This is a genomic window from Robiginitalea sp. (assembly GCF_982776155.1).
On sequence record NZ_CEXZKX010000002.1, the window covers coordinates 456,160 to 476,777 of the forward strand.

At 40.8% G+C, this 20,618-nt stretch carries 14 protein-coding genes and 1 riboswitch; of the genes, 12 read left to right on the forward strand and 2 right to left on the reverse strand.

Annotated features, from left to right (window positions below):
• Positions 1-516: a thermonuclease family protein gene (locus AC3DKS_RS05670; RefSeq protein ID WP_474731102.1), complete on the forward strand. Its 516-nt coding sequence runs from the start codon at positions 1-3 to the stop codon at positions 514-516.
• On the opposite strand, the gene AC3DKS_RS05675 is transcribed toward AC3DKS_RS05670, so the two are convergent.
• Complete coding sequence (locus AC3DKS_RS05675; protein ID WP_015753223.1) at positions 517-741, reverse strand: hypothetical protein; 225 nt, start codon at positions 739-741, stop codon at positions 517-519.
• Positions 742-814: 73 nt separating this feature from the next.
• Positions 815-1,501: a hypothetical protein gene (locus AC3DKS_RS05680; protein ID WP_015753224.1), complete on the reverse strand. Its 687-nt coding sequence runs from the start codon at positions 1,499-1,501 to the stop codon at positions 815-817.
• Positions 1,502-1,771: 270 nt separating this feature from the next.
• Here AC3DKS_RS05680 and AC3DKS_RS05685 point away from each other — a divergent pair, with 270 nt between their 5' ends.
• The 11 genes from AC3DKS_RS05685 to AC3DKS_RS05735 all read left to right on the forward strand — a co-directional run bounded on the left by AC3DKS_RS05685 (position 1,772) and on the right by AC3DKS_RS05735 (position 20,599).
• Positions 1,772-1,933: a hypothetical protein gene (locus AC3DKS_RS05685; RefSeq protein WP_474731105.1), complete on the forward strand. Its 162-nt coding sequence runs from the start codon at positions 1,772-1,774 to the stop codon at positions 1,931-1,933.
• Positions 1,934-1,970: 37 nt separating this feature from the next.
• Positions 1,971-3,947: a tetratricopeptide repeat-containing sensor histidine kinase gene (locus AC3DKS_RS05690; protein ID WP_474731108.1), complete on the forward strand. Its 1,977-nt coding sequence runs from the start codon at positions 1,971-1,973 to the stop codon at positions 3,945-3,947.
• A gap of 14 nt (positions 3,948-3,961) precedes the next feature.
• On the forward strand, positions 3,962-4,627 hold the full coding sequence (locus AC3DKS_RS05695) for a response regulator (protein WP_474731111.1): 666 nt from the start codon (positions 3,962-3,964) through the stop codon (positions 4,625-4,627).
• Between the two features lie 125 nt (positions 4,628-4,752).
• Positions 4,753-4,844, forward strand: a riboswitch (SAM-I-IV-variant riboswitch).
• On the forward strand, positions 4,814-5,281 hold the full coding sequence (locus AC3DKS_RS05700) for a hypothetical protein (protein ID WP_488072525.1): 468 nt from the start codon (positions 4,814-4,816) through the stop codon (positions 5,279-5,281). Its footprint overlaps the riboswitch before it by 31 nt.
• Entirely contained in the window at positions 5,278-5,718 is a 441-nt protein-coding gene (locus AC3DKS_RS05705; RefSeq protein WP_474731117.1) for a hypothetical protein, read from the forward strand. Before AC3DKS_RS05700 ends, AC3DKS_RS05705 begins: the two co-directional genes overlap by 4 nt.
• Before the next feature lie 120 nt (positions 5,719-5,838).
• The gene (locus AC3DKS_RS05710; RefSeq protein ID WP_474731119.1) at positions 5,839-8,865 is read left to right on the forward strand and encodes a hypothetical protein; all 3,027 of its coding nucleotides are present in this window, start codon (positions 5,839-5,841) and stop codon (positions 8,863-8,865) included.
• Between the two features lie 4 nt (positions 8,866-8,869).
• A complete protein-coding gene (locus tag AC3DKS_RS05715; RefSeq protein WP_474731121.1) occupies positions 8,870-14,794 on the forward strand; it encodes a DEAD/DEAH box helicase in 5,925 nt (1,974 codons plus the stop codon).
• 49 nt (positions 14,795-14,843) lie between these two features.
• Positions 14,844-17,192, forward strand: coding sequence for an Hsp70 family protein (locus AC3DKS_RS05720; RefSeq protein WP_474731124.1), 2,349 nt, complete (start codon positions 14,844-14,846; stop codon positions 17,190-17,192).
• Positions 17,193-17,203: 11 nt separating this feature from the next.
• Positions 17,204-18,325, forward strand: coding sequence for a UvrD-helicase domain-containing protein (locus tag AC3DKS_RS05725; RefSeq protein ID WP_474731126.1), 1,122 nt, complete (start codon positions 17,204-17,206; stop codon positions 18,323-18,325).
• A gap of 9 nt (positions 18,326-18,334) precedes the next feature.
• On the forward strand, positions 18,335-20,128 hold the full coding sequence (locus AC3DKS_RS05730; protein ID WP_474731129.1) for a hypothetical protein: 1,794 nt from the start codon (positions 18,335-18,337) through the stop codon (positions 20,126-20,128).
• A 195-nt stretch (positions 20,129-20,323) separates the two neighbouring features.
• Complete coding sequence (locus AC3DKS_RS05735) at positions 20,324-20,599, forward strand: transposase (RefSeq protein ID WP_474731131.1); 276 nt, start codon at positions 20,324-20,326, stop codon at positions 20,597-20,599.
• Positions 20,600-20,618 lie beyond the last annotated feature (19 nt).

Consider the following 20,618-nt stretch of genomic DNA (forward strand, 5'->3'; position numbering starts at 1 on the left):
ATGAAGACCTTTCATCTCAATTCTCTGTCAATTAAAAAAAATTTATTTCTGGTCTGCTTGCATCTTGCAGTGGTAGGTTTCACAGGAATAAACCATGCTAACGCTCAACAAGAACAGCTAACAGGCACAGTCGTCGGCATCACCGACGGCGACACCTTCACCTTGCTGAAAAAGGATTCTACCACCATCAAGGTGCGCCTGGCGAGTATCGATTGTCCGGAGCGGAAACAGGCCTATTCTGCTCGGGCCAAGGAGTTTGTTTCGGATGCTATATTCGGAAAGGAAGTGGAGGTGCGAATTCAGAGTAAGGATCGGTACCGGCGCTATATCGCTATGGTGTACTATGGCCGCAAATGCCTGAATGAAGAGCTACTTAAGAATGGATACGCCTGGCATTACAAAAAATATTCCAAAGACGCTCGGCTGCAATCTATGGAAGATAAGGCTCGAAAACGACGGATAGGCTTATGGGCCGATACGCATCCGGTGGCGCCGTGGAATTGGCGTGAGCGCTAATTAGTCCTCATACCCACATAGGGTCCTTCCCAGTTCCCTGGCTTCTTCGATTGTCACCTTGTAGGTCTGGGTGGAGCAGCGTGAAAGCCCGTGGCACGAGGCCTTCAGGTGGTAGCGTTTGCTTTGAGGCCCCTTGCAGATATAGACGTCCCCAAAATCGTCACTCCCACCGGATATTAAAAGGAGGCCGGCTCCCACTACGACGCCTGCAAAAAACTTTCTCATGGTTCCACTGCATTTACCTAGCAGTTAAATTACAAGAAAATGAGAAAATTAGCTTCCGGAAACCCGTAAACGGCTAGTTATTCGGATAGGTGGGGCAGATGTATTTTTTGATCATGTATTCGGTAATGGGGTCCAGGGTCTTGCCAGTCTCCGGGTGCCGGCCCAAGTCCGTAAAGTATTCCAACTCCCCATCCGGGTTCCTGCCATACCACAACAGCTCCAACTTATTCCCATCAAAGAATTCATAGGAACAATCCGGCTCCACTTTTCGAAAATGATCCAGCCGATCCTGGTTGATCTTTTTAAGGTCCGATAACTTATAGGTCTCCAGGTCCATGGGTACCACCTCGTAATGATCTTCCACCCAAATCATCATTTTGGTCTGGAATGGGTTTTCAAAAAGCACCCATAATACCAAGGCGATGACACCTACACCTGCCAGGTAATACCAAACACGCGTATTCCTGCGCGGTCTATTAATTGTAAGTGGGCTACCCCCTTCAAGGGAGTTTAAAAAATCACGGTATGTATCATATCCCAGATAACCCGCCAGGCCGTCCACCACATGGGCGGGCAATTCAAAATCATCGCTCCCTTGTTGCACCTCGTTGAAGTAGTTCCGCAAACTGCGTTCCCCATAGGGCTGTTTGGTGCGCTCCTCAATGGTATCTGAAAGAAATTGGGCGCGCCGTAGAACCTTTTCGGATCCGGTATCTCTTTGCGCCTGGTCGAAAGCTTGTTTCAGCAGCTCAGCGTGCATAGTTGGTTGATTTCCAAGTCGGAATAAAGCTACAAAATCCCTGGAAATCCTATGGAAACTACTTTCCATAAACCTTCCATTCTCCTTCCACCCTTTCCACCCCCTATACCCTTGATTTGTCTTCGGAGTTCGGCCTGGCAGCTCTGAGCAGGGAGAAGGGAAGTACCTGCCCACCTGCCTCGCCCCTCCACACTTCCCTCCCTTAAGGGCCAAAAATTCAGCCACGAGCTGAGGTGACCGGCCTATGTCCAATTTCAAAATTCAATCAAGATGAAAAAAGTAGTTTTTATCCTGGCCATGCTGTTATCCAGCAGCTTTTTCTTTGCCTGTTCCGACAACTCCTATGCAGGGGATGACACGCTCTATGAGCAGGCCAACGGAGGTGACGATGACGGCGAGGTGAATGACGATCCGGATGATGGCGACAACTAATCCGTAGCGTCCACTCAATTCCTTTTATCTTAGGGGAATGAAACGAACCTTCGTTTTGTTCCCCTTTTTTATGATCCTGCTGGGTCTCTGGCTGGTGGGTTGCCAGCCCGGGACGGATGCGTCCGAAGATGATGGCATCGGGTCTGATTCCTTGTGGAGCCGCTATCTGGAGCGCTACGATTCGGACGAGTTGGGCACAGCGGAAAAACTCGCGGCCAACGGCAAATTGCTCCGGGGTTCGGCGGGGTTGCCGGATACGGCCCGGTCCGTTTTATTCCAGCATCGCGCAGCCCTGTTCCGTCGGGAAAACCAGCTGGATTCCGCCTTGCGCTACTTAAATGAGAACCTCACCCTTACCCAAGCCCTGGGCGATACCACCCGGATTGCCGACGCCCACTACCGCCTGGGTTTTTACTACCGGCTGGCAGAGGAGCCTTCCCGCTCGCTGGAGCATAATTATCAGGCCGTAGAACAATACAAAGCACTGGGTGACAGCATCCAGGTGGGGCGCAAAAGCCTGAACCTGGCAAATTTGTTGAATGCCCTGGGGAATTATTCGGAAGCTGAGACCATTGCGGTGGAGGGGTTGGAATATATCGAGAACAGCCCCCAGATAATGGGCAGTCCGGAAATCCGGAACTATGTGGCCGGGCTCTACAATGCCCTGGCCATAGCCACCAAGGAATTGCGCAACTACCCGGAGGCGCTTGCCTGGTATGAGAAAAGCCTGGAACTGCAACCAGACGGGGAGGCAGCCCTGAACATCCGCCACAATGTGGCCGTGGTGCTTACCCATATGGATTCCCTTCAGGCAGCCCGGGCCCTGAGCCGTGAGCTCGCCGGGGACAGCCTGTTAAACGATCCCGAAAACGCCCGGCTCCGCGCCCGGATCATCGACCAGCTGGGGCATATCCAGGGAAGGCTTAATCTGCCCGGGGCCGAGGAAAACCTGCAAACGGCCCTGAATATCCGGCAAAAACTCGCGTACACCCAGGGGGTCCTTAGCAGCTACCTGCACCTGGGGGAATTCTACCGGGAGCGGAGCCCGGCCCGGGCCCGGGAGATGGCGCAGGCGGCCTACCATATCGCCCGGGAACTGGAAAACCCGAACGACCGGCTTACCAGCCTGGCGCTGCTCATTGACGTGGTTCCGAACCCGGCCGGCTATGCCCGCGCCTATACCCGCCTCTCGGACAGCCTGCAGCAGGTGCGGCGGCAGACAAAGGACCAATTTGCGAAGGTCCGCTATGAATCGGAGAAAAACCTGCGAAACTACCTGATTGCCCGGCGGGAGGCCAGTGAAAATTCCCTGCAGTTGGAGCGGTCGCAAAACCGGAACCTGTTGCTCCTGAGTTTTGTGGGGCTCCTGTTGATCTCCGGGCTTTTTATCTATCGCTACCTGCGGCTGCGCCACCGCAAACGGGAGATCCAGGCGGTGTACGCCACCGAAAGCCGCATCTCCAAAAAGGTCCACGACGAACTGGCCAACGACATCTTTAACCTGTTGAATGCGGCCGTGGCCTTCCCCCGGAAAAACCGGGAGGAGCTCCAGGATTTTGTAAACCGCCTGGACCAGCTCTACCAAAAATCCCGGGAGATTTCCCGGGACAGCGCCGAGATTCCAACGGGTCCGAAATTCAAAACCGTGCTCAGCTCGCTTATCGAGATCTACTCGTCCGAGACGGTGCGCATCATCACCCAGGGGTTTGAATCGATTCCCTGGGAGGCCATTTCGCCAGACAAACAGGTGAATATCTACCGCGCCCTGCAGGAAATCCTGGTGAACATGAAAAAGCACAGCGGGGCCACGCTGGTGCTGCTGGAATTCCGGCAGGAGAAGAAAAGCCTGACCATCCGCTACAAGGATAACGGGGTGGGCTTCCCGGAAGAAGCGCCCTTACGACAGGGCGGCCTGGCGAATACGGGAAACCGTATTGAGGCGCTGGGCGGAAGGATTACTTTTGAGACAAGCGTTCCACAGGGGGTGGTGATTTTACTGACCCTTCCCGTTTAATAGTGCTTGCAGCTATGTTTAAAAAAGTACTGGTAGTAGAGGATATCGATTCCATCAACATTGGGCTTACCAAGACCCTTGGGGAAGCTTTTGACTTCGACATTGACCACGCCAAGTTTTGCGACAAGGCGAGCCTGAAGATCACCAAGGCGCTGCTGGACAAGGAGCCCTACGACCTGCTGATCACGGACCTGTCCTTTAAATCCAACGGGCAGGAGGGAAAGATCCAAAGCGGGGAAGACCTCATCCGGGAGGTCCGCGCCAAACAGCCCAACCTGAAGACGATTATCTACTCCATCGAAGACCGCCCCTTTAAACTCAAGGAATTCATTACGGACCTCAAGGTAGACGGGTACGTGCTCAAGGGCCGGAACAGTTCCCGGGAAATGGTGGAAGCCATCAAAGAGGTGGCTGCCGGCACGCTGTATGTGTCTCAGGACATCATGCAGTCCATCCACACGTCCCCCACCCTGGAAATCGACGACTTTGACCTGGAACTCCTCAGGGAACTCGCCGACGGTTTCTCCCAACAGGAAATTTCAAAGCACTTCCAAACCCGGGGGATTACCCCTGCTTCCCTAAGCAGCATCGAAAAACGCATCAACCGCCTGAAGGACTACTTTATGGCCCGCAACACCACCCATCTGGTGGCCCTGGCGAAGGATATGGGGTTGGTGTGAAACTACAACCTATGAAATAGATTAAATGATTCTTTGAATTCGCGTTTAATCTTTGAATCAGGATGAGTCGTAATTGGATTAAACCAAAACCATAAGACGAATTTTGTATATTCCCTCTAATAATATGAAGGCATCAGGAACGCTAAGGCGCGTACCAACCGAGCATAAAAGCCACGGTGGTTCAGAATGCGGACGATCGTCAAAAAAACACCCCCTTGCCAGTCGTTTCTGTGGAGTATTTATCAACAAAGAGACATGATAACGATTGAAACGAGCAAAAAACTCAAGGTGAGGTTTACAACACTTGTGCTTCGAATTCAAAGTATCCTAGAACATCACAATGCATTTCGGATCTACAACGTAATCCATCAGCCGTTTTGGGGAGTGCAAAACAAGGAATTATTCCTTCAACACGAAATGTGTTGGCCGCCGCCCGAATTGAAAAAACAGATTGAACAATTGCTTCTTCCCCTCGGGATGAAGGAACTGCAGGATTTTGTCCTGATTCAGGATGTCCCCTATGACTACCTCTATTCCGGCCGAATACTGCCTGGCACAGAAAATTGTGACTGGCTCGAATCCGAAGTTACAAGGGAAGGTTGTTATGTGTGGCTGAAACCAACCTGTGATACCCCGATAAAAATTGGGTTATGACAAAGGTTCAAGAACTCTTCCTCGAATTTTCTGCCTCGTTGGAATCCATAAGCGACCGGGAGCTCATTTCTAAATTTAATCGGCAAATAGGTAACGGCGGCTGGGGGATTGCGCGTTCAGCGTACCTAGCAGCCCTACGCAGTCAATTGGATAAACGGAAAATCGACTATTCTGCAATAGGGAACGACAAGACCTTAAGCTATAAACACCATGTTTTCTTAGTCGACAAAAAGCTTTTTCTGCTCGATTCGCTGCCAAATAAAAATCTCTTGGACATAATCTGCGTACTACTCGACCGGGTTAATGTAAAAATGAAAGGGGTGCGAATTATTGAAGTGTCTAAAAACGAACTCAGAATTGAAATGAAGGTGTTTCCTTTTAAAGCCAGATTAACATCCAAAGAACTTGCTGGGATGGGTAGTAATATCAATGATTGATCATTAGACACTTTGAAAATGGACAATGCGAATGCTTTTTAGGAGCTATGTGGCACCACTGCATAGTTCCTTAGATCTTTATGCCACAAAATTTCTACAATTTCAACTAGCGTAAGCTTTATGAAAACAGGTGGGTTTCTTTCTATATTACACAATCGAGGTTTAGCAAAACATGATGGCCGTCCTCTTTGGAGGTATTCTATAACTGATGAGGAGCAGAACTCACTTTTAAAGGAACTGAGGTATTCCTCACCACAAACATTAGATCCGAGGGACGTTACCTTATACTATGCCGAATGGTGGAGAACGAATTATAATGGTGGGATTCCCAGCAAGAAAGAGATATTCAATTCGGTAAACGGAAACATTAAATATAACTACAACGCCAATGAATTTTACCAGCTGGCTAGGACAGGTGCAGTAATGCTAGGAATAAAATGGCTATCCAAGCAGAACACCCTCTACTTTAGAACCTTACTTCTACAGGGAGGACTTCCCTTAAAGCACATCTCAGAAAATCAAAGTAAGTACCAGAATTTCCTCTTGGCTGTTTTGGAAGAACAGCCCGAAACGATTGAGGATTTCATTTTTAATTCGTACATCACAGACCTTCTACCAAAATCCAGTCAGAATGAAATTATTTATGAAAGCTGCTTTGAAATTGTAAAATCTCTCCTAAATGATGAAGGCACTTATGATGAGTTACTTCAATCCAGTGAAGCTCTTTCACAGATATCAAAAGAGCTCTTAATTAGAAAGAGCGCGCTTAAAAGGAAAGCGCGCCTGTCAAAACCAAAAAACTATTGGCTGTTAACCATAAAAGAGGATAGATCTTCTATTCATTTAATAATTGGGCTTGGCGACATTTATAGACCTGATTCCCTGAGTAATATTCTTGGATTTGAAGTAACTGAACAGGAATATCAATTTTATCTGGATGATATACTAATATGCATTTTCAGAAGGCTGCTAAATGGAAACTATAAAACGGATTGGTACCAACAGCAAACATTACAATGGGATGGCGAGAGTATTTTTCCAAACACGTATGTATTTGAGCATGGAAAGAAAATTCAAATTCCAGATTTCATTCAAACTGTTCCCGATTTAAGTGAACCCACTTTGTGGACAAGACATGCTGAATATGAGTGGCGTCTTGTTAAAGGAAATGGGGCTCCCAATAAAGAAGGTGCTTTACTATATCCCCAAAAATGGAAAAGTGATACTCCTGATAAACAAATAACACTGCATAGCAAAGAGTTATCATGGTTGGTTTTTGAAGGTAAAGCTGAAATAGAATTCAATGGGCAGCAGATGCATTATTTTAGCGACGTATCCTCTTTTGATTGGACCATAGAAACCCAAAAGCCTTCATGGATAATGAAGGCCAATATGCCCGTGGTACAGAAAAAACCTAGAATCACTGTTTATGATGTGAACAACAAAAAACTACCTGATTCGAAGTTCAAGGTTTGGCTGAAAAAAAGAGGATTGCACGGAGATTGGAGAGAACTTTCAGAATTGAGAAGTATTCCTGCAGGCTGTATTGATATTAAAATTGAAAAGGACGGGCTTACCGGGCAGGATCAATTTTTTAACATTGGAAATCTCCAGTTTTCCAGAACGAAAAAAACAATCAACCGGGCAGAAATTCAGATAAACAACCCTGATTCATTTGAAATTAGACTTGAGGAATCCCCCATTTTAGAAATCGAACAATTAGGATCAAAGTATTACTTACAAGTAAAAACTGAACATTCAAAAATTCCAAAGGGGATCATGGGTTCTGTCGGTTATAGTTTCCAGAAGAAGTTGAATTTTGAAATCATGTCTCCTTTCGAAGGTATGACCTTAACGGATAATGAAGGAGAAATTATTTCGGAAAATGAGAACCTGTCTCTTGGAAATTTATATGGGCTAAGGGTGTTAAGCACTCCCAATTCAGACACTATCCTTAGAATTAAAAACAGGTTAAAACCTGATGTGATAATCACAAAAGAAATATTTGAGTCCACATATCCACTAATCTCTCTAAAAGAAGAAATTTCCAGGTTATACTATTTATCGGATGCCATGGATTATAAGAACCGAGTACTCTTGGAAATAGTCGAAGGAAGAAACTCAAAAGCCTACCACCTTTCTGGTTTTAGTCATACGCTGGATGTAAAAGAACAATTTCAGAATCGCGTCTGCTTATACGATTCACAAGATGAATTAGAGCTGTTTGCAATCCCCCTCAATGTGCCACCAGATTCTATTGAAGTAATTCCCTTGGTTAGAGAAGAGTACATTTACACGATCCCGTCGACAGATTTGACCAATCAGTTCATTGTGATTTCAGCAATTCAGGATGGTAAACAGTTGATGCCGCGATTCGTTAATACGGACGAAAACTATGTAAGCGAGAGCCGGGAAGTACGAATTGAAAATTATCATAACGAGCTGTCAAACTCAGGGTTGGATGATAACATTTGGAAAGAAATACTGGCCTACTTCAATATATGCACTAATAATGATTTACCGTTTTCCACATTAGATCAACTCAGAGCGATTTCAAGAAGCTCCAAAGTAGCTGCAAGGGCTTTTTTCTATTTAGGAGTGCACCAACTAGATACTGATTACTACGTTCAAAAAGTGATTCCTGAATTCGAAAAGGATTTAGGTTTTCAATTTCATTGGATTGAAAGGAGCGATTGGCATGCTGCATTAAATGAAATCAATGATCATTTTAAAAATCAATACTTTGAGGAAATCGTCCTTTTACTTTCTTCTTACATGCAAGAGAATAAAATGGTCGAATTGTTTCAGTTTTTAAATGGAGGATCCATACATGCTATAGGGATCTATAATACCGATATTTCAGCTCTAAGGGCAAAACTTGGCGAGCGTGTGCTCAAGGAACTTCCCAGAAGAAGCCCTAGAATTACACAGAATTATGGAATACCTATCGATCAACACAAACAAGTAAAGTTGTTGTTACAATCTGCCGTTTCAGTGGCTGAATCAATACTAGGAGTCCAAGAAGATTATCCAATTTGGGGAGGAGATGACTTAAGAGAGGCTATTCGCAGAAACATTCAGTACAGTCATTTTTTGAATCCTGAATTTCATATCAAGACTATTCTTCACGTCCTCCAGAATCGATAAAACTATGAACTTTAAGGAATTTTATACCAAAACAGAGAATAGACTAACCGATGCCATTTTATCCCTCTGGGCCACCGGGGATAAGGCAATGCAAGATTATTATAGGTTCTTATTGTCCAAGGAACCTATCTTATCAGACGTGGTATTTCAGAATACCTTCCCCTGGGAGCAGGTAAATTCAACTTTTGGTGAAGCCCAATCCATCTTTACTCCCGAATTTATAGAGGCGTTGGATTCGATATCCGATGAGCAACTACGATTCCCTAAATCGAGACATCCCTACAAACACCAGGTTAATAGTTGGAACTCCTTATTGAATCAAAATAAATCTATAGCAGTAACAACGGGAACGGGATCCGGTAAAACGGAATGCTTTATGCTACCGGTACTTCAGGATTTGCATGAAAACTGCAGAAACCAAAATGCAGTTAATGCGATATTCTTATATCCCTTGAATGCCTTGATTGCTAGTCAAAGAAAACGTATGCATGCCTGGTGTTCGGCCTTGGACGGCATTCATTATGCTCTTTTAACGGGAGATACTCCAAATAAAGCAAGTAGCAAGGAAAACAAGGACAAAGCCCTACCTGAGCTTATTTCTCGCGAACAAATTAGGGGTACCCCGCCGCAGATTCTCTTTACCAACCCCACCATGTTAGAGTATCTGCTGGTAAGGAATGCGGATGCACCCATTCTTGAAAAATCCAGAGGTGCCTTAAGATGGATCCTTCTAGATGAAGCACATACGCTTACCGGTTCCAAAGCTGCAGAAATTGCCTTATTAATACGAAGGGTAATCACAGCATTTGATGTTGACATTAATAATGTAAGATTCGCTCTTACTTCTGCAACAGTGGGTGATGGAAACTCCGATAAACTGAAGAAATTCATGGCCGATTTATGCGGCATTGATCAGGATCAAATTGCAATAATTGAAGGAAAAAGAATTAATGCGGGGCTCTCAGAAAGGAACAATCCTCATATATCGGAAATCCTGTCTCCAAAAAAAATCAATCGTTTAAGAAATAAACTCCTGAACTCTGTCGGTTTAACTCAATCTGAAATCGGGAAGATTTTGAACATCCCCGATCGAGATGATCAATTAGAAATTATTGATTTACTGGCAGATCAAAGAGTTGATGGCGAAAATTTACTTCCGGTCCGAGGGCATTTTTTTACTCGAGGAATAGGGGGGGTATATGTGTGTACCAATACAAAATGTAAACACCATGGAGACCACAAACCTGAAATAGCCATTGGAACCATGTATACCGTTGCTGGCAAAAAATGCGAATGTGGTTACCCTCTCTTAGAATTAGTTTCCTGTAGGAGTTGTGGCAGCCTGATGCTAGAAGGGGAACGTATACGTGCAATTAATGGCGTAGATAAGGTAATCCAAAAGACCAGCGTTGGATTTGAAGCTTTTCATATTGAAGAGGAAGAAAATGAAGAAATCGAACCGGAGGTATCGGACAGAAACGTAGTACGATTTATTAGAAATCTTGAAAATCAAAATCCCAGAAACAGAGAATTAATTCCATGTACGATAAATGAAAGTGGGAATATAGTCAATGGACACGATTTTCTAATAACAGATAATTCACAGTGTCCACATTGTGCTAATCCAAACCACTTCCCAATTCATTTCAGAATATCTTCTGCCTTTACAAATAGAATTTTATCAGATATCGTCCTGGACCAAACAAGCACGGAAAAAGCTAGCACCAGGACACTCTATGACGGCAGAAAATACATCTCCTTTACCGATAGCAGACAGGGTACTGCCAAAATTGCGGCTTTAATTAATATTGATAGTGAGAGTGATTGGGTTAGATACTACACGTATCATTACTTGCTTAAAAAAGTAAAAGATAAAACCTCAAAAAGAAGTCAAAAGGAACTCCAGGAAGAAAGAGTCTTTTATGAAAAACAGCTTCAAGAGGCACCTCCTTTTCTAAAAAAAGAAATTGAATCCAAGTTGAATGGAGTTTTGGAAAAACTCTCTGCTGAAGGAGGTGTTTCCCTATCCGACAGTCGGACCTCATGGAAAGAACTCATTGATTTCATCAAAGTAAAGGATGATTTTAAAACACTATTTAAAAAGGCTGCCAAAGGAGACAATTTGGTAATACAAGGTGAAGCATATGCCAACGCCTTATTATTTGACCAATTTGCTCGAAGACTTCCTAGAGAAAGATCACTTGAAAATTTGGGATTGGTGAATATTGTATACCCGTCACTTGATAGTGTTCAAAGACCACAAATAGTTGAGTCTTTAGACATCTCTTTAGATGAGTGGAAAACGTTATTAAAAATTGGAGCGGATTATATTTTACGATATCGCTTTCATTTCTTCTTTGATGATACCTTACGGCCTTTTACCTCCAAATTTTATCGCTCATTCTCAATTTTTCCTTCCAATAATGAAATAGAAAATGCACGACGATGGGTTCAATATAATCCGAACTCTTCAACCCAGTCTCGGTTAGTACTATTAATTTGTGCTGGTTTAGGGTGGCATAACAAGGATGATATTACCAATGGGCAAGAAGATATGCTCCAAGAACTTTTGGAAAGACTATGGCGGACATTACAAGAGAAAGTGCTCACTGCAGATGGTGCCGGTTACAAGCTCGATTTACTTGAGAGTACGCAAATAGAACTAGCGGGAAAAGAGTATTTGTGCCCTGTCACCCATAGATTGCTTGACAAGGTATTTAGAGGTTATTCTCCTTGGGTTAAAGGAAATCTAAGTGAAGAGAATATAACTACGTATCGCATCGATGAAAGCAAAACCTATCAATTCCCATTGTATGATTATCCGTTTCATTTAAATGAAGAAAACACGCTAATCTCAAAAGACTTGGTTGAATCCTGGTTAGAAATAAACAGTCAAGGAGCAAGGGATTTAGGATTATGGAATAACCTACATGAGCGCATTTTTGATTACGAAAAGCTCTATCTATCTGGGGAGCATTCGGCACAACAAGATAAAAATCGACTGAATCAATTAGAGGAACAATTTGAGAAAGGTGAAATAAATATTTTAAGTTGTTCTACAACCATGGAGATGGGGGTTGATATCGGAGGTATCTCAGCGGTAGTCATGAGCAATGTTCCTCCGATGCCAGCTAACTATTTACAAAGAGCCGGACGTGCCGGCAGAAGGGCCGAAAATAAATCTTTGGCCTTGACGTTTTGTGCTCCAAATCCTATTGGAATGCAGGCCATGGGGAATCCAAAATGGGCCCTAGAACACAAAATAGCACCTCCCATATTGGCATTTGACAGCAAAAACATTGTTGAACGCCATGTTAATTCGCTTTTATTTGGCATCTATATAAGGCAAGATTTAAATCAGAATAGGGGGTTAAATATTAAAGAGAACATTGAGCGGTTCTTTATTGAGGGAACCCCTACTATTGGGGAATCATTCTTGAATTGGATAGAAAATATCAATGTGGAGAATTTTGAAAACGCCCTAAAACACCTTGTTAAAGAAACTCCATACTCAAATCACAGTTCTCAAGCACTGGTCCAAATGGTTAGAGAAAACTTTCAAAAAATAACCGTTAGGATACGAAATCAGAGAGAGTCCTTTGATCGAAAATTAGAGGAACTGGAAAATGAATTTGGAGAAAATAGTCCCGCCTATAAGGCCGTCAGTTATCGAAAAGGACAGTTCCTGCAAAAATTCATACTCAGTTATCTTGCTGAAGAAGGATTTTTACCCAATGCAGGGCTTCCTACCGGAATCGTTGAATTCGAAAAGGTTACTCTTTCTGATCTACGAAGGGCAAATCAAAATAGGTTTAGATCAAACCCAAGTTATCCGCTAACAAGAGCTTTAACCGAGTTTGCTCCTGGAAACAATATTCTTATAGATGGCCTTAACTATACTTCATCTGGAATAATCCTAAAGAATACTTATGGGGAATCAACTCAACGAACCATCATTCAAGCCTGTAGGAACTGCGGCTATCAACGAACAGTAGATTTTGGTAGAGTTACTGAGAACTGTCCTAGATGCGGCCATCAAAATTCCTTTGTTGGCGTGGATTTGGAGAATCATAGAGGAAGTTATACAGAGCTCGTGGAGCCAGCTGGCTTCTCAATTGATCTATTTGCCACACCCACCAGAGTAATTTCAGAAAGGACCAGACCACAATACTTGGAACCTTTGCTCTTAAACATAGAGCCATGGGATTCTGAACAAAACGGGTATCTAGATTTCCGATCGAGCTCCAATGAGCAGGAAACTCAAATTTTGTTTTACAACACAGGAGATGGTGAGGGATATAGTCTTTGCTTGGATTGCGGAAGAGTAGAAACGTCAACTGAACGACTAAACGGACATAGACGGTTAAGAGGCGGTAGCGATAGAAATGGTGAAAGCACATGTACTGCACAGAATATTCGTGAGCACATTATTCTCGGAAGCAAATTCAAAACCGACTTTACTGAAATCCGATTAAGGAATTCAGATGGTTCTTTTGTGGATAACAAACGGCTTGCGTATTCATTAGGAGTCATTTTTACGAAATCACTGGCTAGTTATTTGGCTATAGAGGAATCTGAATTAGGCTTTGGAATTAAGCAATACAGAGGTTATCGTACTATTTTTATTTACGATACTGCAAAAGGTGGAGCTGGTTATGCCTCCCAATTTAGCATCTATACGAAGGAAATCCTGGAGCAGTCGCTTGAAAAATTGGATGGCTGTAATTGTCAAAATGCATGTACAAGATGCTTAATTGACAGAAGTAGTCAGTGGCATATTGAGGACTTGGATAGATTTTTGGCTATTGATTGGCTGAGAGCTGCCTTAGATAGCCAGATACCTGCAGAACTCGAAACCGAAGATGCCAGGATCAATACCATATTTGGATCCTTATACGATGAAATTAAGCGTATGAATTACCATTATGGTATTAAACAATTAAATGTTCATATAAATTGTGCAATAGCCACATGGGATATTGAAAACTTGGACTGGCTGGAAAACCTAAAAAAAGAGGGTATTCAAATCAATCTTGTTGTTGAAGGTAAAATCGATTTTAAAAATAATCAGGAACTCCTTTCCATGCACCTTCTCTCATATAATTATAGATTAAAACAGGGTGTTTCAAGAAAGCTATTAAATTATCCTATTCATTTAGCTTTAACGCTTGAGAATGGAACCAAGCTCGGGTATATCACTAAGGATGAATATGTAAACCTTGGTCCTGATTGGGCACATGGAGCTAGAGAATCCGTATTTAAGATTGAAGATATCGATTGGATTGACTATGAGGAATTGAAACTGCCAAGTTTTGAATCTGCGAATCTATTTGAATCTAGAATTAGTACCATTCCAAAAAACAGTCAGAGTAATGATCTGGCTAAAATCATGTCAAATAATCTAAATAATGAGCATGATTTCCTTCAAAAAATCCAAGGGCGCTCATTTAAGGTTTCTTACATAGATAAATACAATCAATCGGAATTTTCAATGCGCTTGATGCTGCAATTCATTGACCAAATACAAAAAATTTGGCCTATATCCATATCTGAACTGGAAGTAAAGCTAGACAGAAGAAACTTTAGAAGTCCTTCCTTTCCTAGATACATCATTCATAATTACAAAGAGTTTGAAGATTATGAGTATGACCTAAACAAACTTTCAGAATCATACGAGTTTGAGGTTGAACTTAGAGATTCTAACGACATGCCTCACTATAGATCTTTCGAGTTCAAATCTGAGGATGTTTCATTCATTATTCGAATTGACGGAGGGATCGCACACGGGTTTAAGCCTTTGGAGTTCCTCACTTCAGAAGATCTTCAATTGAGTAATGTAACCTTCGAAATACGCAAGGATGTTGGGCATGATATTATCTACAACATAAGCCTTGATGGAATTGCAACAAATATGATGAGTAGAGACTAACTTTTTACAAGGTGGTTAAAAAATAAGCTTCAAAAGCGACTTTTAAAATATGAGTGATATTATTATTTACCCCATAGCCGAAAGAAATAAAGTGGTCAAAAACCCTATCAATATTGGGATTGATTTGGGAACTACTTACACCCTCATGGCAACAGTAGATGCCGGGAATGTGGAGTTAAACAAAACAAATCAAATTCCTGTTCAGTTCGTGCGCTTTCCTCAGTACAGCCCTTTCGAATACGACCAAACCATAGAAGATGAGAAAATAGCTTCAATAGTAGCACTATATAATGGCAAACCTTATGTTGGTAATAACCTTTATCATTTAAAAGGGCATCCAGACTTTGAGTATAAAAAGAACATGTTTTTCCATTGGAAAGTTGAGATGGGTGTGGACCATCATCCATTATATCCAAATGCTGTAAGTGAAAAATTGGATATGCCATTTAAGATAGCTGGTAGTATAATGAATTATATGCGTAAGATATATACCCAGGGAGGCGACTACGAGCTTGATAATACCATCATTACAGTTCCAGCGTCCTTTCAAGCCAATCAAAGAAAAGATATCTTAAAAGCCGCCAAAATGGCAAAAATTAGTGCCAATGACACTATGCTTATTGATGAGCCTAATGCCGCTTTCCTGGGATACTTTAATCGTCTTTTAGATACTGAAAAAGAAAGATGGGCAAAAGATGTAAAAAATAAAAATGTTCTAGTAGTGGATTTTGGTGGTGGTACCCTAGACCTATCCTTGCTCAATGTTGATTTTAGAAGAGATACGGGTATCACCATAAGTAATAAAGCCATTTCAAGATATAACGATTTGGGCGGCCAGGATATTGATTTACTGATCACAGAAGAATTTCTCATTCCAAAGATTAAAACCAGCATTCCAAATTTCGACAGTATTGATATTAGTGACATAAAAAATAGCATCATTCCACAATTGAATGTTATTGCCGAGGATCTTAAAATTAAACTTTGCAATACCATTAGCTTAAAAGTTGGAAATAGTGATGTTCAAACCTTGAAACTTTCAGATATTAAGACCACACGGCATGACAACATCATCAAATTCAAACAACAGAATTACGAACTGGGAGTCATAACACTTGAAGCTGACACTTTTAAAGAATTATTCGTCAAATTTTTTAGAGGCAAAAGCTATAAGTTCAAATACCTAGATAAAACCGTAACTACAATCAGCACATCGATTACAGAAATTGTTGATAAAGCAGACGAAACACTAGATTCAATAGATTATGTTCTTCTTGTCGGAGGTAGTTCATTTAATCCATTTTTAGGTTCTTTAATTCAAGAAAAATTAGTTAACTCAGCATTATTGATTTCCCCGGAACCCGATAAGTTGGTAGCAGAAGGTGCCGCTGTTTACTCCTTTTTTATAAATCAATTAGGTCTATCATTAATCAGTCCCATTACTAGTGAAAATTTGGGGGTCCGCCTTAAAAATAATCGATTCTACCCTATTATTGAACGAGGACAGTGTCTCCCCCAAAAAGTTGCAATACCTGATTTTAAATTGCAATCTAATTTGATTTCTGAAGTAGTTGTACCAATCTGCATTAACGGGTCCGATTTCTTAATTGGAGAAATACGTTGTCCGTTGAATCAGTTTTATGACATGGACACCACAATAAAAATTGAAGCTGAAATAACTACGGACAAAGTTTTTAAGGTTCAAGTGCTAATTGAAGATCAGGTTGTTGGAGATGCGGAATTTGATAACCCCTATGCTATAGGCAAATTGACGGAGGAACAATTAGAAGCGTACAAAGTACAAGCAGACTTGAATAAGGCCAAGCAAGCCAAGAATACCTCCAAGGAAAAGAGTCTGTTGAGAAGATTAATCGACAAACATTATGAAGCCAAAAACTATTTAGGAGCCCTTGAGAATGCAGAAACATATATAAAACGTTTCGATGACGAGGATAGCTGGGTTTGGAACATGATGTATATACTTAATAGTCGTTTAGGAAGACTTGGTGCAGCCAAGAAGGCTTTGGAGCGCGCAATAGAGATTAATCCCGATGAACCCGCTTGGAGACACAATTATGCAGTCTTATTAGAAAAAAGCAGTGTTAAATCAGCTCTAGAGTATTTGGAGAAGCAAACCCCTGAAATACAAGAAGATCAAACAGTAAGATGCAAAATGGCACTGTTGAAATATGAAGTGAGAAATGACTCTTCTGAACTAAAGAATATCATTGAAGATTATAAAAATGATCCAGCAGGATTTTCAGAATTTGATAAGCGCTCTTTATTGAAAAAAATATTTAGCCAAGTAGGTGAACCATATGCCTATGTCGACCCAGAAACTAAAAGAAGAAAAGACGATGAGGGCAAATATCTTGACACGAAGAACCTGCCATTTTAAAATGTGGACTTATGTTCCTAATCCCATACAATCGGTTATCTGAAGAACAAAAGGGAATTGTTCGGCGCATTTCTCGTGAGCATCAAAACCTATTCATTGAAGGACCACCAGGGTCAGGAAAGACCCTAATAAGTCTCTATGTCTTGCGTGATATGGTTGAAGAAGGCACAGTCAGACCCCTTCTATTAATGTATAATCATAGTCTCTATGGATATTTAAGTACGGCAATGCAAGAGTTGGAAATTGCAGATAATATCACTATAGCTACTAAGGATAAATTTTTCTGGGATTTGGCTTACAATAATGATATCCGTCCAGATAATAGTGGAGGGTATGAAGAAAAGTATAATTTCCTCTTAAGGAATCTATTGCAATGCAATCTTAATAAAACCTATGATGTCACGGTAGTTGATGAAGTCCAAGATTTAAATCCTATGGAATGGGTGTTAATAAAGCGTCTTTCTAGGCGAATCACTTCTCTAGGAGATTTTAATCAAGGTATTTACGAAACTAGATTAACTAAAAATGAAATTGTTGGCCAGGGTCTTATGGAACGATTGACGAAGATTTTTAGGTTTCATAAGAATATTGCCAAGCTAGCAGCATTATTCTCTCGAACCAACGATGATCTAGAAGCTAAGGTCACTAAATTATCCCAAGCACGGCCTCAAATTATTGAAACTTCACAATCAAATGAATTCCAAACGATTAAGGATATACTTATTTCTCTTAAAAATATTAGACAACGTATAGGGATTATCTGTCCAGATAGAGAATTGTTGGGAGATTTGGCATCTTATTTATCCAACCAAAAAATCGAGTACAACTACTATGTGAAAAATAGGGATATGAGAAATCACGATTTTACAACTAACACTCCTTTATTAATTACTAGCTATAGTTCCAAAGGATTGGAGTTTGAACATGTGATTTTGTATGGATTTAACAAAAGTAGTAGTATGGTATATAAGCTTAGAAATGAGAATAGATTAAAGGATGTGCTTTATGTAAGTATTACCAGAACAAATGCCAATTTGTATATAATTAAAACTCCTGATACAATTCCTGAAATCGCCAATGTTGATTTGTTTCGAAATGATGTGCCAGAATCTTCGAATGACGATTGGTTTTAATGATAGAACATGGAACAAAAAATATATATTTCCTTATCAGAAGCAGAAGGTTTAGTATTTAATAAGCTGCTAATAATTCCAAAGTCTAGGTTTAAGATTGGAAAGGCCCAAAATGTTTGGAGTATTGCCGTTTATGTGTTGGAAAACACAATAGTAGACTTCAATAGTCATTTGTTGATTACGGGGAATTCTGTTTTAAAATATGAGATTCCAGATAAGGAAGAAAATCTATTTTTAAATCATTTTAGGGTTCCAAAAGGATTAATTGAAACGAAAGACCGGTTAATAAGAGAGAGTAATTCAAATGTGGAAGCCGAGATTAAATTTCCCGGCGACGTTAACTATGACCAGAAGATTGAGATATTTAAAAAAATTCGAAGAGGTGTGGTTCAATGTTATTCACTCGCACTAAATAATATAGTATCCAACGAATTTTCTACAGAGGTCTTCAAGCAATTAAATAAACTTTCGAATCTTGATAAATGGAAATTGGATTTCCTTAAGTCTTTAACTCTTAAAGACACCTATCCCATTAAAGAACGTAATGATGGTAAGTTTTATGCAGAGTCAGTCTTACGATTTAATTGGTTAGGTAGCTTTCTTTTTAGGGAGTTTGCAAAGAATGAAGAAATAAAAGAGGATGATATTGTAGAGGCTAAAGAGTGGTTCTTATGCTTCAGAGACAAAAATGACATCACCGCCATATCAAGGGCAATTCTCAACATACCTAATTTATTTGATAAAGACTTTGAATTTATCATTGGATATTATATGGCTGCTTCATTTTATGAGGAAACTGATATTGGTATCAACTATTACAAAGTTCTCATATCGGAATTGGAAAAATTGAAACTGAAAAAAAACAATTCATTACTATTTTGGGCAATTTTCTTCCAGTCCATATTTAAAGATTCTTTAGATTTTCTCTATATAATTCCAGCATTTAGAGAACAACTATTAGCCCTTGAACATAATTTGTTAGGCTTATTATTGCCTGATTTGGGATGGGAATTTTCAGCAATTGATTCAAAAATGCCAAGTGAGAAACAGGCTATTTCTGAGTATCTGCAACTTCAAAATGGTGGCAAGTTAGTAGAGCCAAATTTTATAAGCCAAACTGAGGAAAAGGAACTTTTTAAAAACACCTTCAGCGATAACAACATACTTAATATTGGATTAGATGTAACAGATTTAGCTGGGCTTAAACATTTATTTCCGAACAATTGCGAGTTTCGAAAACCCAATTTTTCACTAGCCCTAACTAATAAACCTTCTGAAATCACCTTTTATGTTAATAACAATAGTAAGGCGAAAGATTGGCTTAAAGATTTAAAGCTTAAAACTAAACCACTTTCCAAGCTAATTAAAAGTAACAAAAAAGCACTGGTTGGTTTTTTAATGAGTGACTCCTATGAATATAGTCTCTTTAAGGTATATGAATGGATAATTAAAAATGCAGAAAAACCAATTACGTTCAATTCAATTGTCTTTGTCCTACTGGTAAACGAAGAAAGTGAAGTCATTCAATCGCCTGAATTTCAAAATATGAAACTTGAAATGGAAAATTATTGTAAATCACGATTTGGTGAAAATGTTACGGTATTGGTGAAAAACGAACTGATTAAATCTTATGGTGAAATCAAAAGAAATTTGAAACATTTACTTGAAAATTATAGTATTAGAGATATAGAGTTAATCAACGAAAATGTTGATGATAGAGAAAGAAATTGGGTTTTAAGCGTTAATAATGAGTATGTGAATAAATCGAAGTTAGACACGTTTTATGCCTACCTCAATCTTTAAGTGAAACACAAGAATCTTGTTTCAACCTTTACAGTACTACTTATAATAACTTCAACCTGGAATTGGAACAAATTACTGGACTTTCAGTTAAACTAGGCTGCGATTTTTTGGTTACACATTAAATTTTGAAATTCGATCATATTGTAGATTCCCCAAAAATTAGGGCAGTAAGTTTAATTAATAAATTTACTGCATATGAAACGAAGAAAGTACACCTCAAAGTTCAAGACCAAAGTGGTTTTGGAGGCCTTAAAAGAGCGGCATAGTCTTGCCGAATTAGCCCAGAAGTATCAGATCCATCCTACACAAATAAGCGCTTGGAAGCGGGATTTTCTAGATGGTGCGGAGCAAGTCTTTGAATCCGGAAAGAAAGACAAACGCAGCGAAGCGGATAAAGAAAAAGACCGGCTACTAAAGGCCATTGGGGAACTTAAAGTGGAGAATGATTTTTTAAAGGACGCCTTGCGCTAAAACCACTGGTTGAACGCCG

Coding starts and splice junctions, on each gene's coding strand:
- AC3DKS_RS05695 (WP_474731111.1), top strand. CDS start 3,962: ATGTTTAAAAAAGTACTGGTAGTAGAGGATATCGATTCCATCAACATT.
- AC3DKS_RS05700 (WP_488072525.1), top strand. CDS start 4,814: ATGCGGACGATCGTCAAAAAAACACCCCCTTGCCAGTCGTTTCTGTGG.
- AC3DKS_RS05670 (WP_474731102.1), top strand. CDS start 1: ATGAAGACCTTTCATCTCAATTCTCTGTCAATTAAAAAAAATTTATTT.
- AC3DKS_RS05720 (WP_474731124.1), top strand. CDS start 14,844: ATGAGTGATATTATTATTTACCCCATAGCCGAAAGAAATAAAGTGGTC.
- AC3DKS_RS05735 (WP_474731131.1), top strand. CDS start 20,324: ATGAAACGAAGAAAGTACACCTCAAAGTTCAAGACCAAAGTGGTTTTG.
- AC3DKS_RS05710 (WP_474731119.1), top strand. CDS start 5,839: ATGAAAACAGGTGGGTTTCTTTCTATATTACACAATCGAGGTTTAGCA.
- AC3DKS_RS05725 (WP_474731126.1), top strand. CDS start 17,204: ATGTTCCTAATCCCATACAATCGGTTATCTGAAGAACAAAAGGGAATT.
- AC3DKS_RS05680 (WP_015753224.1), bottom strand. CDS start 1,501: ATGCACGCTGAGCTGCTGAAACAAGCTTTCGACCAGGCGCAAAGAGAT.
- AC3DKS_RS05685 (WP_474731105.1), top strand. CDS start 1,772: ATGAAAAAAGTAGTTTTTATCCTGGCCATGCTGTTATCCAGCAGCTTT.
- AC3DKS_RS05705 (WP_474731117.1), top strand. CDS start 5,278: ATGACAAAGGTTCAAGAACTCTTCCTCGAATTTTCTGCCTCGTTGGAA.
- AC3DKS_RS05690 (WP_474731108.1), top strand. CDS start 1,971: ATGAAACGAACCTTCGTTTTGTTCCCCTTTTTTATGATCCTGCTGGGT.
- AC3DKS_RS05675 (WP_015753223.1), bottom strand. CDS start 741: ATGAGAAAGTTTTTTGCAGGCGTCGTAGTGGGAGCCGGCCTCCTTTTA.
- AC3DKS_RS05715 (WP_474731121.1), top strand. CDS start 8,870: ATGAACTTTAAGGAATTTTATACCAAAACAGAGAATAGACTAACCGAT.
- AC3DKS_RS05730 (WP_474731129.1), top strand. CDS start 18,335: ATGGAACAAAAAATATATATTTCCTTATCAGAAGCAGAAGGTTTAGTA.